This is a genomic window from Novosphingobium mangrovi (genome assembly GCF_022818885.1).
Classification (GTDB): Bacteria; Pseudomonadota; Alphaproteobacteria; order Sphingomonadales; family Sphingomonadaceae; genus Novosphingobium; species Novosphingobium mangrovi.
In genome coordinates, this window is sequence record NZ_JALHAT010000005.1 from 88,253 (window position 1) to 104,644 (window position 16,392).

The 16,392-nt window shown below is 63.2% G+C and carries 13 protein-coding genes; 12 read left to right on the plus strand and 1 reads right to left on the minus strand.

What is annotated here, in order from left to right; translation table 11 throughout:
* The first annotated feature begins 2 nt into the window (after positions 1-2).
* From MTR65_RS05615 to MTR65_RS05655, 9 genes are read left to right on the plus strand one after another with little or no spacing between them, the layout of a single operon-like run.
* On the plus strand, positions 3-620 hold the full coding sequence (locus MTR65_RS05615; RefSeq protein ID WP_243797953.1) for an NADH-quinone oxidoreductase subunit J: 618 nt from the start codon (positions 3-5) through the stop codon (positions 618-620).
* Positions 617-922, plus strand: a complete 306-nt coding sequence (gene nuoK, locus MTR65_RS05620) for an NADH-quinone oxidoreductase subunit NuoK (protein WP_039393252.1) — start codon at positions 617-619, stop codon at positions 920-922. Before MTR65_RS05615 ends, nuoK begins: the two co-directional genes overlap by 4 nt.
* Positions 923-926: 4 nt before the next feature.
* The gene (gene nuoL, locus MTR65_RS05625) at positions 927-2,954 is read left to right on the plus strand and encodes an NADH-quinone oxidoreductase subunit L (protein ID WP_243797956.1); all 2,028 of its coding nucleotides are present in this window, start codon (positions 927-929) and stop codon (positions 2,952-2,954) included.
* Between the two features lie 4 nt (positions 2,955-2,958).
* Positions 2,959-4,494 carry an NADH-quinone oxidoreductase subunit M gene (locus tag MTR65_RS05630; RefSeq protein WP_243798145.1) on the plus strand — a complete coding sequence of 512 codons (1,536 nt, stop codon included), beginning with the start codon at positions 2,959-2,961 and terminating at the stop codon, positions 4,492-4,494.
* Positions 4,494-5,957 (plus strand): NADH-quinone oxidoreductase subunit NuoN, encoded by a 1,464-nt coding sequence (gene nuoN / locus MTR65_RS05635; protein WP_243797959.1) that lies wholly within the window; start codon positions 4,494-4,496, stop codon positions 5,955-5,957. Before MTR65_RS05630 ends, nuoN begins: the two co-directional genes overlap by 1 nt.
* 12 nt (positions 5,958-5,969) lie before the next feature.
* Positions 5,970-6,692: a biotin--[acetyl-CoA-carboxylase] ligase gene (locus MTR65_RS05640; protein WP_243797961.1), complete on the plus strand. Its 723-nt coding sequence runs from the start codon at positions 5,970-5,972 to the stop codon at positions 6,690-6,692.
* A 17-nt stretch (positions 6,693-6,709) separates the two neighbouring features.
* The gene (locus MTR65_RS05645) at positions 6,710-7,489 is read left to right on the plus strand and encodes a type III pantothenate kinase (RefSeq protein ID WP_243797963.1); all 780 of its coding nucleotides are present in this window, start codon (positions 6,710-6,712) and stop codon (positions 7,487-7,489) included.
* Entirely contained in the window at positions 7,486-9,114 is a 1,629-nt protein-coding gene (locus tag MTR65_RS05650) for a ribonuclease J (RefSeq protein WP_243797966.1), read from the plus strand. The genes MTR65_RS05645 and MTR65_RS05650 overlap by 4 nt, the downstream gene beginning before the upstream one ends.
* 60 nt (positions 9,115-9,174) lie before the next feature.
* Positions 9,175-9,465: a DUF1467 family protein gene (locus MTR65_RS05655; protein ID WP_243798147.1), complete on the plus strand. Its 291-nt coding sequence runs from the start codon at positions 9,175-9,177 to the stop codon at positions 9,463-9,465.
* A gap of 46 nt (positions 9,466-9,511) precedes the next feature.
* On the opposite strand, the gene MTR65_RS05660 is transcribed toward MTR65_RS05655, so the two are convergent.
* Positions 9,512-12,274 carry an ATPase gene (locus MTR65_RS05660; protein ID WP_243797968.1) on the minus strand — a complete coding sequence of 921 codons (2,763 nt, stop codon included), beginning with the start codon at positions 12,272-12,274 and terminating at the stop codon, positions 9,512-9,514.
* 429 nt (positions 12,275-12,703) lie between these two features.
* Between MTR65_RS05660 and MTR65_RS05670 the strand changes: the two genes are divergently transcribed.
* The 3 genes from MTR65_RS05670 to MTR65_RS05680 are packed head-to-tail and all read left to right on the plus strand — an operon-like array spanning position 12,704 to position 16,294.
* The gene (locus MTR65_RS05670; protein WP_243797973.1) at positions 12,704-13,915 is read left to right on the plus strand and encodes a hypothetical protein; all 1,212 of its coding nucleotides are present in this window, start codon (positions 12,704-12,706) and stop codon (positions 13,913-13,915) included.
* Positions 13,916-13,950: 35 nt separating this feature from the next.
* Positions 13,951-14,922, plus strand: a complete 972-nt coding sequence (locus MTR65_RS05675; protein ID WP_243797975.1) for a hypothetical protein — start codon at positions 13,951-13,953, stop codon at positions 14,920-14,922.
* The gene (locus MTR65_RS05680) at positions 14,912-16,294 is read left to right on the plus strand and encodes a sensor histidine kinase (protein ID WP_243797977.1); all 1,383 of its coding nucleotides are present in this window, start codon (positions 14,912-14,914) and stop codon (positions 16,292-16,294) included. Before MTR65_RS05675 ends, MTR65_RS05680 begins: the two co-directional genes overlap by 11 nt.
* Positions 16,295-16,392: the final 98 nt, after the last annotated feature.

The following is a 16,392-nucleotide window of genomic DNA, read 5'->3' on the forward strand; positions in this document are numbered from 1 at the left end:
TCATGATTCACGTTATTGCCTTCTATCTTTTCGCGGTGATGACCGTTGCCTCGGGCGCGATCACCATCCTTTCGCGCAACCCGGTGCACTCGGTCCTCTGGCTGATCCTGGCGTTCTTCAACGCGGCTGGCCTTATGGTCCTGGTCGGTGCCGAATTCATCGCGATGCTGCTTGTCATCGTTTACGTGGGCGCGGTCGCCGTCCTGTTCCTGTTCGTCGTCATGATGCTCGACATCGACTTCGCCGAACTGCGTGCAGGCTTCGTTCGCTACTTCCCATTGGGTGCGCTCGTGGCGCTCGTCCTTCTGGCTGAAATCGTCCTCGGGGTTGGTGCCTACCGCGCCGGTTCGCTCGAGCTCGGAACGCCGGACGGTACCGCTGCCGTCGCTGAGGGTGTCTCGAACACCACCGCGATCGGTGCGCTCCTCTACAGCCGCTACCTGTTCCTCTTCGAGGCAGCCGGTATCATCCTGCTTGTCGCCATGATCGGCGCCATCGTCCTGACCCATCGTCAGCGCGGCGAGGCTCTCGTTCAGAACATCTCCAAGCAGAACGCGCGTCGTCCCGATGAGGCGACCGTCAACGTGAAGCCCGAAGTGGGCAAGGGGGTTACGCTGTGATCGGCGTCGAACACTATGTCGTGGTGAGCTCGATCCTGTTCGTGCTCGGTGTCCTCGGCATTTTCCTCAACCGCAAGAACGTGATCATCGTCCTCATGGCGATCGAGCTCATCCTGCTTGCGGTGAACATCAATCTCGTTGCGTTCAGCGCCTTCCTGGGTGACCTGACCGGTCAGATTTTCGCCATGTTCGTTCTGACTGTTGCTGCGGGTGAAGCCGCGGTCGGTCTGGCGATCCTCGTTATCTACTTCCGTGGCCGCGGCACTATCGCCGTCGACGACGTCAACCGGATGAAGGGATAAGGCCTTGCACCCGATCCTGATCATCGTATTCCTGCCGCTTCTGGCAGCGATCATCACTGGCCTTGGGAACAAGGATCTCGGTGGAATGCCGGCCAAGGTCATCACGACCGTGGGCTTGTTCATCTCCGCTGCCCTGTCCTGGTCGGTCTTCATCCCCTACCTCACCGGCTCGGCCGAGCCGACGGTGGTCCCGGTGCTTCACTGGGTCGCCTCGGGTAGCTTCGTCTTCGACTGGGCGCTGCGCGTCGACACGCTGACCGCGGTCATGCTGGTCGTGGTGACGTCGGTCTCCTCGCTCGTGCACCTCTACTCGTGGGGGTACATGGACGACGAGCCGGACAAGCCGCGCTTCTTCGCCTACCTCTCGCTCTTCACCTTCATGATGCTCATGCTGGTGACGGCCGACAACCTGGTGCAGATGTTCTTCGGTTGGGAAGGCGTGGGCCTCGCCTCGTACCTTCTCATCGGTTTCTACCTGCGCAAGCCTTCGGCAGGGGCCGCCGCCATCAAGGCCTTCGTCGTCAACCGTGTTGGTGACCTTGGCTTCATGCTCGGCATCTTTGCCACCTACATCGTCTTCGGCACCGTCTCGATCCCCGACATCCTTGATGCGGTTCCGGGCATGGCGGGCTCGACCATCGGCTTCCTCGGCATGCGTGCCGACACGATGACGGTGATCACGCTGCTGCTGTTCGTGGGTGCGATGGGTAAGTCGGCGCAGCTGGGCCTCCACACCTGGCTCCCGGACGCGATGGAAGGCCCGACCCCGGTCTCGGCTCTCATCCACGCGGCGACCATGGTCACTGCCGGTGTCTTCATGTGCTGCCGTCTTTCGCCCATGTTCGAAGCCAGCGCGACCACGATGACGGTGATCACCTTCATCGGCGCGGCGACCTGCTTCTTCGCGGCAACCGTGGGCTGCACGCAGTGGGACATCAAGCGCGTGATCGCGTACTCGACCTGTTCGCAGCTCGGCTACATGTTCTTCGCCATCGGTGTCGGCGCGTTCGGCTCGGCGATGTTCCACCTCTTCACGCATGCCTTCTTCAAGGCCCTGCTGTTCCTCTGCGCCGGTTCGGTCATCCACGCGATGCACCACGAGCAGGACATGCGGTTCTACGGGGACCTACGCAAGAAGATCCCGGTAACCTTCTGGGCCATGACGATGGGCACGCTGGCCATCACGGGCGTGGGTCTCTTCGGTGTCGGCTTTGCCGGGTACTACTCGAAGGACTCGATCATCGAAGCCGCTTTCGCAAGCGGCACCTCGATGGGTCTGTTCGCCTACTGGATGGGTATCGCCGCTGCGCTCATGACGAGCTTCTACTCGTGGCGCCTGGTGTTCCTCACCTTCTTCGGCAAGCCCCGCTGGGCCGGTTCGGAGCACATCCAGCACGCTGTCCATGATGCGCACGGCCACGGTCATGACGACCATGGTCACGGCGATCACGGCCACGCGGTCGAAGGTACCGGGGGTTACCACCCGCACGAGAGCCCGCTGGTCATGCTTCTGCCGCTGATCATCCTTTCGGTGGGCGCCGTGGTTGCCGGCTTCGCGTTCCAGCACTGGTTCGTCAGCGAAGGCACGGGTGAATTCTGGCAGGGCGGTCTCGTCTTCCACGAGCACCTGATCCACGCGCTCCACGAAGTCTCGGGTATCTACAAGTACATGCCCTTTATCGTGATGCTGATCGGCCTGGTCATTGCCTGGTACGGTTACATCAAGAACACGTCGTTCCCCGCCAAGGTCGTGGAGCAGATCGGTCCGGTCTACACCTTCGTCTACCGCAAGTGGATGTTCGACGAACTTTACAATCTCGTGTTCATCAAGGGCGCCTTCGCTTTCGGCAAGCTGTTCTGGAAGGTGCTCGATATCGGGATTATCGACCGGTTCGGTCCGGACGGCGCGGCCTGGGTCGTGTCCAAGGGGTCGACCTACGCGCAGAAGGTCCAGTCGGGCTACCTGTACAGCTACGCTCTTGTCATGCTGCTGGGCCTTGTTGGCGCCATCAGCTGGGTGATCGCGGGATAAGATGATGAGTGGTTTTCCGATCCTCAGTCTGATGCTCCTGGTGCCGCTCGCGGCGGCACTGGTGTGTCTTTACCTTGATGCCAAGTCAGCGCGTGTCCTCGCGCTGGCGGCAACCCTGGCCAATCTGGCTCTTGGTGTTGTCCTTTGGCTTAACTTCGATGTGGGCGGTGCCCAGTGGCAGTTCCAGGAGAGCCACGAGCTCTTTGCGGGCTTCAAGTATGCCTTGGGTATCGATGGCATTGCTCTCCTCCTGATCATGCTTTCCGTCTTCCTCATGCCGGTCTGCATTGGCGCGAGCTGGAAGTCGGTCGAAAAGCGTGTGGGCGAGTACATGGCCGCCTTCCTGCTGGTCGAGATGCTCATGATCGGCGTGTTCGCCGCTCAAGATCTCTTCCTGTTCTACATCTTCTTCGAAGCTGGCCTGATCCCGATGTATCTGATCATCGGCATCTGGGGCGGTGCGGACCGTATCTACGCGTCCTACAAGTTCTTCCTCTACACGCTTCTCGGCTCGGTGCTGATGCTGATCGCGATGCTGTGGATGGTGAATGTCTCGGGCACGACCGATATCCCGACCCTGATGGCCTACGATTTCGATCCGCAGGCGCAGACCTGGCTGTGGCTGGCCTTCTTCGCGAGCTTTGCCGTGAAGATGCCGATGTGGCCGGTGCACACCTGGCTTCCCGCGGCGCACGTTCAGGCGCCGACGGCGGGCTCGGTCATTCTGGCCGGTGTCCTTCTGAAGATGGGCGGCTACGGTTTCATCCGCTTCTCGCTTCCGATGTTCCCTGAAGCGTCGGCACAGTTCGCGCCGCTGATCTGGGGCCTCTCGATGACCGCGGTTGTCGTCACCTCGCTCATCGCGCTGGTGCAGGACGACATGAAGAAGCTGATTGCCTACTCGTCGGTCGCGCATATGGCGATCGTCACCGTCGGTCTCTTCGCGTTCAACGCGCAGGGTCTTGAAGGTTCGATGCTGGTCATGCTGAGCCACGGCCTCGTGTCGGGTGCGCTGTTCCTGTGCGTGGGCATCATCTACGATCGCCTCCACACCCGTGAGATCGCCCGCTACGGCGGTCTTGCCATCAACATGCCGCGTTACGCGCTGTTCTTCCTGCTGTTCACGATGGCTTCCATCGGTCTGCCGGGTACCAGCGGGTTCGTTGGCGAATTCCTGAGCCTTGCAGGCGCCTACCAGGTCTCGAGCTGGGTTGGCCTTATCTCCACCACCAGCATCATCCTGGGTGCAGCCTACATGCTCTACCTTTACCGCCGGGTGGTCTTTGGCCCCCAGAAGAACGCCGATGCCGCCGCCATGCCGGACCTGGACGCGCGTGAGATCCTGATGGTTGTCGCGCTTGCTATCCCGGTCCTGTGGATGGGCATCTACCCTGAGAGCTTCATGGCTCCGATGCGCGCTGATATTGCCGCGCTGGAAGCCCGGATCGCCCGTGCGGCACCGGAGGGTGATGCCAAGCCGACGGCAGGCAATCCTAAGCCTGCGCATGAAGAAGTCTCTGCGCATGAGGGGGCACACTGATGGACTGGTCGCAGTCGCTGCGCCTGATCGCGCCTGAAGAAACAATCACCGTCGCAGGCCTGGTTCTGCTCCTTGTCGCCGCCTGGGGCGGGGACAAGGCGAGCCGCCTCATCTCGATCGTGTCGGTCGCCACGCTCGTCGCGGCCATGGCACTTGTCGCGCCCGCCCTTTGCGGCGGGGCGATGGGGCCGGAAACCTCGGCCTTCTTCGGCCAGTTCCGCGCGGACGCCTTTGCCAGCTACGCCAAGATCCTGATCTACGGGTCGGCCGCGGTGACGCTGGTTCTCGCGCCGAGCTACTTCGAACGCTACGATTCGATGCGTGCCGAATTCCCGCTGCTCGTGCTTTTCGCGACTGTGGGCATGGGCATGATGGTTTCGGCCGCCGATCTGCTGACGCTCTACATCGGCCTCGAGATGATGTCGCTCTCCTCCTACGTCCTGGCTGCCATCCTGCGCAGCGACGGACGTTCGGCGGAAGCGGGTCTCAAGTACTTCGTGCTGGGCGCTCTGGCCTCGGGCATCCTGCTCTTCGGCATGAGCCTGACCTACGGTTTCGCAGGGACCACCTCGTTTGCCGGCATCAACGCCAGCGTTTCGGATGGCCTTTCGAATGGCGCGCTGTTCGGCATCGTCTTCATGCTGGCCGGTCTGGCCTTCAAGATCAGTGCCGTGCCGTTCCACATGTGGACGCCGGACGTCTATGAAGGTGCGCCGACCCCGGTAACCACCTTCTTCGCGACGGCGCCTAAGGTGGCAGGTCTCGGTCTCATCATGCGCGTTCTTCTGGATGCCTTTGGCGAGCAGGCAGCCGCCTGGCAGCAGATCATCCTCTTTGTCGCGCTGGCTTCGATTGTCGTGGGTGCCCTTGGCGCCATTGGCCAGAGCAACATCAAGCGTCTGATGGCCTACTCGTCGATCAACAACGTCGGCTTCATTCTTGTTGGCCTTGCCACGGCGACGCAGGCCGGTGCCTCGGGCATGCTGATCTACGTGACCATCTACGTGGCGATGTCGATTGCCGGGTTCACCGCGATCCTCATGCTCAAGGACGAGAGCGGCAATTACGTCGAGGACATCCCCAAGCTGGCCGGTCTCTCGCGCACGCGTCCGGGCCTCGCCCTGGCGCTGGCGACCGTGATGTTCAGCCTTGCCGGTATCCCGCCGCTGTTCGGCTTCTGGGGCAAGTTCGTGGTCTTCCAGGCAGCGGTCCAGGCCGACATGCTCGCGCTGGCCTTCATCGGTATCGCGGCTTCGGTGATCGGCGCCTTCTACTACCTCAAGGTCGTCAAGGTGATGTACTTCGACGAGCCTGCCGATGTGGTGAAGGGTGAAAGCGACATCTGGCACAAGCTCATCCTCGTTGTGGCCTGTGCATTCATCTCGCCGCTGGGTTACTTGGTGACCTCGTGGCTGGGCGAGACCGCCAACACGGCGACGACCGCTCTGTTCGCCGCTCTCTGATCCGGATCCGTCTTGATCCGGTATGTTGAGGAAACCGGTTCGACCAACTTCGATTTGGTCGACCGGTTGAAGCGGGGCGAGTACCTTCCCGAAGGCGACTGGCTGGTTTCAGACCGCCAGTCGCAGGGAAGGGGCCGCCTGGGTCGCGATTGGTTCGACGGCTCGGGAAATTTCATGGGTTCGACAGTGGTCCATTGGGGGCCTGGTCAACCCGCTCCGTCGACACTGGCATTTGTCGTTGCGTTAGCCGTTCACGAAGCCGTGGGCGGCTTTCTGCCTTCCCGCGATGGCCTTGTCATCAAGTGGCCCAACGACCTTCTGCTCAAGGGCGCGAAGCTGGCAGGAGTTCTTCTGGAGATGATCCAGGGGCGCGTTGTCGTTGGTGTGGGGGTGAACCTGTGTTCGGCCCCGAATTTGCCAGACAAGCCCGCGACGAGTTTGCGGGATCTTGGCGTGACGGTCGATCGTAACGTGTTTGCCGAGCGCCTTCAGGAGGCTTTCGCTCTGGAACTGGAGCGGTGGCGGGGGGCAGGGCTTGCTCCGGTGCTACGGCGCTGGCAGACTGCGGCGCATCCTGAGGGGACGGCGCTTCGCGTTCATCCTCCCGGGGAAGAGCCTGTTTCGGGGCGCTTTGCCGGGCTGTCGCCGGAAGGGAGCCTGCGGCTGCGATGTGCGGACGAGATGGTTCGTGAGATCCATGCCGGCGATGTGTTTCTACCCGATATCCCGGGTTGAGTTAGAGGTTGCCTTTCATGCTGCTTGCGATTGATGCCGGGAACACGAATGTCGTGTTTGCGCTGTTCGAGGGCTCCGAGGTGCGCGCACGGTGGCGCATTGCCTCGGATGCGCGCCGGACCGGTGACGAATACGCCGTGTGGCTGATGCAGTTGCTCGACATCCACAAGGTGGATCGCGGGGCCATCGACAGCATCATCATTTCGACCGTGGTGCCGCGCGCGCTGCACAATCTCGAAGTGCTGTGCCGTCATTATTTCGACGTGGAGCCTCTCGTGGCAGGTGTCGGGAAGGCAACCTACGATATCGAGATCGACGTGGATGAGCCCCGCACGCTGGGTGCCGACCGCGCGGTCAACGCGATTGGCGCGCATGCCAAATACGAAGGAGACCTCATTGTCGTCGACTTCGGTACGGCGACAACCTTTGACGCGGTCGATTTCAATGGCGCCTACAAGGGCGGGATCATCGCGCCCGGCATCAACCTGTCGCTCGACGCGCTTGTGGGCAATACCGCCAAGCTCCCGCGCATCGGCATAGCCGTACCCAGTTCGACGTCGGTCATCGGTCGCAATACCGAGGACCAGATGCTGATCGGCGTGTTCTGGGGCTACGTTGCGATGATGGAAGGCCTGATCGCGCGTATGCAGCGCCAGATCGGCCGTCCGGCGAAGGTCATCGCGACCGGAGGCCTTGCGGTGCTGTTCGACAAGGCAACCGACATTTTTGACGCCGTGGAAGCGAATCTGACGCTCGAAGGGCTGGCCATTCTTGCAGAGAGAGCATCGACCAAGTGATACCGGGTAAGGAACTGATCTTTTGTGCTCTAGGCGGTTCGGGGGAGATTGGCATGAACGTCAATCTTTACGGGTGCCAGGGCAAGTGGCTGATGGTCGACCTGGGCATGACCTTTGGCATGAACGAATATCCCGGGGTCGATCTTGTCTTTGCGGATCTGGAGTTCATCGAGTCCGAGCGGGAGAACCTGCTGGGCATCGTGCTGACCCACGCGCACGAGGATCATATCGGCGCGGTGCCTTACTTCGCACAGGATCTTGGTGTTCCCATCTATGCAACGCCTTTCACGGCCAAACTGGTCGCGGCGAAGCTGGAAGAGGCGGGAATTGCCGGCGAAGTTGAACTTATCGTGGTTCAGGACGAGGAACCCTTCGATCTGGGACCGTTCGGCATCCGCTACGTGCCGCTCGCCCATTCGATTGCCGAAGGCAACGCGCTCGTCATCGACACGCCCTATGGCCGCATTTTCCACACGGGTGATTGGAAGCTGGACGAAGCGCCGCAGGTCGGTGTGCCTGCGACCGAGGAAGAACTGCGCGCGATTGGTGACGAAGGTGTGCTCGCCCTCGTTTGCGATTCCACCAACGTGTTCAATCCCAAGGCCTCGGGTTCCGAAGGCGCTGTTTACGAGGGCCTGCTCCAGGAAATCTCGCGCCATGAAGGGCGGCGGGTTCTGGTGACAACGTTTGCCTCCAATGTGGCGCGCCTCCAGACCTTGGGCGCGATTGCCGTGAAGACGGGGCGTCAACTCTGTGTCGCGGGGCGCTCGCTCGACAGGATCATCGGGGTTGCCAAGTCCTGTGGCTATCTTCCTGATTTTCCTGAGGTCATTGATGCGGATGAGGCCATGGACCTGCCGCGCGACGACGTCCTGATCGTGGCCACTGGCGGGCAGGGCGAGGCGCGTGCTGCGCTGGCTCGCATTGCTGACGGCAACCATGCGATCAAGCTCGACAAGGGCGATGTCGTTCTCTTTTCAAGCCGTCAGATCCCGGGCAACGAGATCCCTATCGGCCGTATTCAGAACCGACTGGCCGAGGCTGGTGTCAAGGTCGTCACGGATCGTCAGAGCATGATCCACGTTTCGGGACATCCGGGCCGTCCGGAGCTCGAAGCCTTGTACAGCTGGATCCGTCCCGAGGTCCTGATGCCGGTGCATGGTGAAGTTCGCCACATGAAGGAGCAGGCCGCCTTTGGCCGTTCCTGCGGGATTCCCAAGGCGGTGTTCCAGAAGAACGGCGACCTGGTCCGTCTGGCTCCAGGGCATCCGGGCAAGTTCGGTGAAGTGCATTCCGGACGCCTGATCCTTGATGGCGACATCATTGCGCCGGCTGATGGCGAAGCGATGGTGATGCGCCGGCGCATTTCCTACCAGGGGGTGGTCTCGGTGGCCGCGACGCTGAATGGAAAGGTCAAGGTCAGTGCGGTTGGCTTGCCGCTCGACGAGGACTACGCCGATTTCGTGGCCGAGGCGGAGGAAGACGTCGCCAAGGCCTTGCAGCGTACGCGCAAGGCAACGCCTGAGGATCGCCATGAGGCGGTGCGCCTTGCGACCCGCCGTGCGGCCACGCGCTGGTCGGGCAAGAAGCCGCAGGTTCAGGTGCTGATCCTGGGGAACGACTGAACACCTCCGGCCGACTCGCCGCCATAGGGCGGGCGGCCGGGAGAGGAGATGATGACGCCGATGCAATGGACGTCCCTGATCGCGATTTTTGGGCTATTCTGGGTTTTGAGTGCCTTCATTGTCCTGCCGATCGGCTTGCGCACGCCCGATGAGGTCGAAGGCCATGAGGTCCAGACAGGCCACGCAGATTCCGCGCCTGTGAATTTCCGTCCGGGTAAAGTGGCCTTGCGGGCCACGATTCTGGCCGCGATCCTCAGCACCCTGTTCGCCCTCAACTGGTCCTATGGGTGGATCACGCGGGAGGATCTCAACTTCTACGGCGAGATGCCGAGCGAAGACCTGGGCTACTGAGGCGGGTACGAGCCGCGGCCTGATCGCGGCCGCGGCTTTGCTTGTCTCAATTGCGCAGGCGTTCGATGGCCTGGGCTAGGGCCACATAGAGCTTGCCCATGTCTGAGGAGAGCAGGGTCACCCCCATCGCATTGCCATCGCGGGTCGAGAGGACCTGGCGAAGGAGCGATTCGAAGTCGTGGATGTAACGGCTTACGTGTTCGCGGAAAGCGTCGTCGCTTTCGAAGGTCTGCTGGATCGCCTTGGCTTCGCTCGAATCGATAAGGGTGACGGCGCGGCGGGTGAAGATTCCGCGATCACCGCGCAGATAGGAAGCCCAGGCCGTGTCGGAGACCTCGCTCGACATGGCGGCGGCGATGTCGATGGCGTTGGAGTTGAGAGACTCCGTGATGAGTGCGGCGCGGCGGGCAAAGTCATTGTTGACCTGCTCGCTTGCCCGTTCGCGGGCTTCGTCGAGCCGGGCTTCGAGGTTGCCGACCAGTTCGGTGACCTTTTCCATCTGCTCGCGCAGCTGGACCGTGGCCTCGCGGCTGACACCCGTTGCATGGGCCACGGCCTGCTCGAGCTGTCCCGAAATTTCGGCCGCCGTGGTCCGCATCGCCTTGTCGATGGCCTTGCCGCTTTCGTCTCCGAGCATCTGGGTCACGCTATCGATGCGTGCAGGGGCGCTCGTTTCAATATCGGCAATCGCCTCGTCGAGATTCTGGCGCAGATCGGAAATGGCCTGCGTCAGTTCGCCGCGCGCATGGTCGGCGTTTTGAAGCAACGTGCCTTCGATCTCGGTCAGGCTGCGCTGGAGGTCCTCAAGGCGCTGTGCGTGATCGTTGGCGCCCTCGGCGATGGCGGCCTGCGCTTCGACAAGGTGTTGGTGCAGCCTGTCCAGTGACGTTCCGGATTGCAGGATCGTCTCGGAGAGAGCCTGGCCGCTCGTGGAGGAGTCGGCCAGCTTGCCGCGTACCTCGGTGATCGCGATGTCGATCCGGCCGAGTTGCTCTTCGGAATGGTTGAGTGCCTGGGGTAGTTCGTTCTGCGCCTGGCTGGAACTGGCGCGCAGGAGATCGAGCAGGCGCAGGCTGTCGTCCGTCAGCTTGGCAACGTCGCCATCCGCCGCCGATAGCGAGGCGCGGCTCGCGGCAAGGTTTTCAGCCAGGCCGTGCAGCGAGCTCGAAAGACGCCCTTCGGCATCCGCGCTTTGCGTTGCGATGGAGCGCAGGCGCGCGTCGAACTGCTCGAGCTGCGAGGTCACGCTGCGCGCGCGTTCACTCAGTGCTTCGGCCTGGTGGCGATGCCCTTCGAGCCTTTCGGCCACGGCGTTGTCGAGTTCGACCAGCATGTGCTCGATATGGGCCAGCGCATGACGCTCCTGTTCGAGCTGGCGCTGGTGGCGTTCGCTCGCCTCGGTGGCGAACTGGCCGTCCCGGTCCTTCAGGCGTGCAAAGGCGGCGTCGGCCTGCGCGCAAACTTCGGAGAGACGGTCGGTGAACGTGGCAAGCACGGTCTGCTGGGCAGAAGAGATCCGGTCTTCAGTGCGGGCTGCGTCCGTTCCGAGGGCCTCGATGCGTTGGGAGAGCTGATCGAGCGTGGTCTCGTGCGCGGCGACGAGCAGGTCGTGCGCGGTCTCATGCTCGGCCTTGAGTGTGTCGAAGCTTTCCTGAACGGTGCGGGTGGCCTGACCCTGGGCATCCGTGATGCTGCGACCGACCACGCCGCATTCCTCGCGCAGCGCGGAAAGACGTGCGCGCAGCGAGGTGAGGGTGGCTGCCTCGCTCTCGTCCAACTGTTCGCGGGTCTGGTGAAGCTCACTTTGCAGGGCGGCCGAGCGGGTGCGGATCGCCGCAAGAGCGTCGGTTTCGTGACGCTCGAGCTCGCTCCGGAATTCCTGACCCTTCTCGGCGAGAGCTTCGAAGCGCTGGCGGGCGAGGACTTCCAGATCCTCGCATTGACCGGCGAACTGGGCGAGCGCGGCATCGACTGCGGTGCGCACGGAGGCAATCTGGCGTTCGTTCGCCTGCCCGAATTCGTTCAGGCGATGGAAGCCGGCGATCATGTCCTCGATCTGGGAGCGCGCTGTCCGACCGGCGTTGCCGATGTTGCTGGTCACATCCTTGGCTGAGCTGGCGATCACGGGAAGCTGGCCGCGCAGCTTCTCCATGTTGTCGAGGGCCGTGGTGCTGACCGTGCCGATGGTTTCGAGGCGTTCGCCGTTTTCTTCGATGAGTTCCTGCAGTTTCTGGGCGTTGCCGGACAGTCGCTCCGACGCCACCCGGCCCAGTGATTCCAGATCGCGCGACTGGGCCGCGACGAACTCGCGGGCAAGGCTGAGTTCCCGATTGACGCTGAGGAGGCGGCGTTCGAGGCGCTCACTTTCGAGCGAGAGGGAGCTGGCAATGTCCCCGAAACGCTTGCCCTCACGTGTGGAATGGCGAAGGGCGAGCAGCCAGACTATGCCGATCAACAGCGGGGGAACACACCACTGGCTGATGAGGGCGGGAACCGCGGCGAGGGTGAAGTCCGCCTGAAAATAGGTCCAGTGCGCGGCGAGGAAGAGACCGCTCCACGCGAGGAGAGCGAAGCCCGCCAGGGCCGGGGCGATCCAGCTTCTGGGATGCCGTGCATCGCTGCTTTCGCTCGTCGTTTCGCCGCTGCCGATCCAGGCATCGTCCCAATCCGAAGCGGCCGGGGCGTCCTCCGTATCGCTGGAGGGCGCGAGTGCATCGCGCAGCCGGGTTGGGTCGTCGGCCTTGGCCTGCGTGGCGCTATCCTCGGTGGAGGCACCGCCGAACGATATGATCCTGCTATCTCCAGACATCGCTCTACGATACCACGCCGGGGGGCTCAGGAAACCCCGGATTAAGACTTGGTTCGGTAATCTGGGGATATGGCGTATGAGACAGGAGCCTTGGAAGCAACGTTCGCAGCGGCGGCGGGAGGGGATCCTGAGCTGCTGGCACAGTTGCGCCAGTCCTATCGAGAAAGTGTATCGCGTCAGGTGGATCTCCTGGCGCGGTCCCGGTGCGACGGGAACTGGACGCTCGCGGCAACCCGTTTGCAGGGGCTTGCTGCAAGTTTTCATTCCGGTGAGCTGCACGTTCTAGCGCTCGAGGCGCTGGATGCGGCTCCGGGCGAGCCAGCGGTCCTGCGGCGTCTACGGGACTATTTGCAGCGTTTTCCCGATTCGTAGTGCCGCCTGACGCTTGGCACCGGGCGGTACGGGGCCTAGAAGGACGCCCTCGGTGGAGTGAGTGTTCTGCGCATAGCCTTGTTATCAATGACGGAGCCAACCGGTGCCGGCCAGACCCCGCCGCGCGCCGGTCTGCGGGTGGCTGGAGCAAGTCTGGCGAGGCACCAGCTTGGTCTTGTTCTTGCCTTGAAGTGCCATCGCATCGTGTGCCTTGCTGCAGGCGGTTCGTCGGAGGTCCAGGATCTGGAGCGCGCAGCCCAGGATGCAGGCGTGCAGTTCAGGATCGTTTCCGGGCCGCATGACGTACCCGCCCAAGTAGGGGAAGCCGACGAACTTTTCGTCATCACCGATGGCTTGTTCGTTGATCCGGACGTGGCTCTCCCGCTTCTGGATGACATTCGCAGCTGCGTTCTGGTGCAGCCTGTCGAAGGCGCCCGGACCGCCGGATACGAACGGATCGACCTCAATCGCTGCGCCGCGGGGCTGATGCGATTGCCGGGAGGCGTAGTGGAAAGATTGCGCGAGGTGCCCGAGGAAAGTGATACGATCTCGATCCTGACGCGCCTTGCCCTGCAAGCCGGTACGCCCATGCGCGATGTGCCGGCCGCTGTGTGCGGAGGTGCGAACTGGCGGCTCGTCACCTCCGAAGCCGATGCCATCGGCCTGGAGGAGGAGTGGCTACACCGGCATTTCACAGCCAGTCGCGGGCAATCTCCGGGCAGGCTCCTGGCCCAGTATGGTGCCGTCGCGTTCGGTGCGACGTTGCTTCAGGTCGGCCGTGCGAGCAATGTCCTCAGTGCGGCGGCGCTGGTTCTTCTCGCGTTGGCTGGCCTGCTGGGCTGGTTCGGCTTGCCGGGAGTGGGCTTTTTCGTGGCCGGACTGGCCTGGATACTCATCGAGGGCGGGCGCAAGGTGCGTGCTGCCGAGCGCAGGCCGCTGGGCGAAGCTGTTCCGGCGATCGAGCGGGCGGACGCGATGGTCTGGTTGGTCGATGTTGTTCTGGCCGGCCTCGTCCTGCTTGCGGCCGAGCGTCTGCCCGGTCAGGACATCCTGCACTGGCTCTATGGGCCGGTGTCGCTTTTTCTCGTCATCGCGCTGGCGCCGAGGATCCTGGAGGGATGGACCGGAGCTCTCATCAGTGACCGTGCCGTGCTGGCCTTGCTCCTCGCCCTGGGCGCGACCTTCGGACAGGTTCTCGGTGTCGTCCAGGTCCTTGCCCTGTGTATTCTCGTGGCTCAACTTGTCCTGGCAAAACGGACGGGAGTATAACCTCGATTTAACCAAGGCCGGTTTAGGCACATGGCATGAACGACCAGGCAGCCTTCAGGGATGGGGCCCGTCAGCTGGAAAGCATGATGGGTGAGGAACTTGCGCGAGGTGATGCCTCGGCGCAAACGATGTTGCCCATTCTCAGGCACCTCATAAGCGCCCAGGATAACTCGGTTTTCAGCGATGAGATCCTTGCGCGCGTGCGCGGCATGGTGGGCGATCTGGCGGGCCAGCTCATGGCTGCGCTCACGTCCTGCCGAAGCGATCCTGACGCGCTGGCGGATTACGGATCGCAGACGGCCCTTCTGGGACAGGCTCTCATCGATAATCCGCAGTTGCTTACGCACCTGCACGGGCTCGCGCTCGAATGGCAGCTGACCGAACGCCTCCAGGCACGCCATGCTCTCGACCCCGTCGTACCGCCCCTGCTTCAGGCTCTGATCTCCTCGAACGACCCGGAAACTCAGGACACGGCCATGCGCTTCCTCGCCGCGCAGGCGCGGTGGGGGCAGGCGCAGCGGCGCATGCGATTGCCGCTTACCGAACTGCCGGGGGAACTTCTTCATGCCGCATTGATGACCCTGGTCCAGCTGGACGGGGAGAATCCGCGCTGGATAGCGGACTGCGAGCGGGCGGCTGCTGAAGTGCGGGCGCGCTTCGATGAAGGGGCGTCCCGTATCGGGCTGGCCGCGCAGTTGATCCTGGCCCTGGGCGGGGGCGCGCAGGCGGCCCTATCCATCTGCAGCGCAGGACTTGCCCTGTTCCTGAGTGCCCTCGCTCTCGCGTCCGGGCAGGAGCGCGATCACGTTATCTTCTCTACGCACGAGGGGCAGATGGCGCGACTGGCCCTCTCGCTCCGGGCAGCCGGGCTGAAGACCGGGGCAATCGAGCAGGAATTTCTGGCCCTGCATCCCGATGTCCTGCTTCCCGAAGGCTTTGGCAGTATCGGGGCGGATCGTGCGGCGGCCATTCTCAACTCGGTTGCGGGGCGCACCGATGCGTTCTGACGGCACCATTCTCGCGCGCGGGCAAAGCGACGCCCAGGACTGCCTGCTGAGCGCCGACGAGCCGCTCGCTGGTCTGCACCTTCGTTGCGGCGGGCAGTTGCCGGGCCCCATCGCCGTTCCGGAATTGATGGAACTGGTGCGTAAGGCGAGGCGCTATGGCTTTCGTCTCGCCCGCGCCGTGTCTGCGCATGATGGCGGCGAGGTCATCACGGCCTGGGTGGAGGCCGAGCCGCGCGACGGTGGGCAGGGCTGCGAAATCCGTATTCGCAACTGGCGCAGCGCCCCCCAGCCTTCGGAGGATTCCACGGCGAGCGAGGCACGGCGTGCGGCGACCGACCGCCATCTCGCCGAGCTGACGGCGCGCCTGGACGCGGGGCAGCGTATTCTTGCTGTGGAGACGGAAAGCGCGGAATTGCGCGAGCTCGCCGCGGCCATGGAGAACGGCATCGGACGGCTCTGGACCGATTTCCTGCCCCCTGAGAATGTCACCCACCATCAGCCGCTGCACTGGCGGCTGCTTGATGGCAGCCGGGTGATCGTGCCCGCCTCCTCGCGCCCGTTCCAGGTGCGCCTGCTTCCGGCGATGCAGCCGGGCTTCGATCCGGCGGGCTTCGAACTCCTGCTCATTTCAGATGTTCCAGCTCCCACGGCAGCGGCTTCGGCGGCAGGCGCTGCGATGCCGAGCAATCGGCGGGGCTTGGTCGGGCAGGAACTGGCTCCGGTCCTGCGCCAGCCCATCGCCCGTATCATTGCAAATGCCGAGACCATTCGCACGCGCATGGCCGGTCCCTTACCCGATGCGTATGCGGGCTATGCCAGTGAAATTTCGAGCGCGGGGCAGCTTCTGCTCGACCTGCTCGACGATCTCTCGGACCTGGAAGTCGTCGAGTCCCGCGACTTCCAGACCGCGCCCGATCAGATCGACCTTGGCGAAGTCTCACGCCAGGCGGCGGGCATCCTCAACGTGCGGGCGCGCGAAAAGAGTATCGCCCTGATCGCGCCCGAGCCCGGCGAGGCACTGCCTGCCATCGCGGAATTTCGGCGGGTGCTACAAGTGCTTCTGAACCTGATCGGCAATGCGATCCGCTATTCCCCGGAAGGCTCGCATATCTGGATACGTCTGGAAGGCGAGGGAGCGAACGCACGGGTCATCGTGGCCGATGAGGGGCCGGGCATCTCGCCTGAGCAGCAGGCGCGCGTATTCGACAAGTTCGAGCGCCTGGGGCGTGTGGGCGATGGTGGATCGGGCCTTGGCCTGTTTATCTCACGCCGCCTCGCCCGGGCCATGGGTGGTGATCTCACGGTTGACAGCGAACCGGGGCGCGGTGCGCGTTTCATTCTCACCGTACCTGCAGATCCTGACGCGCCCTGACGGCGCTGCCGCACGAGGTGGCGCTGCGCGGATCTGCGCGCTCTTGCACAAAAGGCATGAAGCCAACGAAAAAGGCCCCCGCTTTCGCGGAGGCCTCT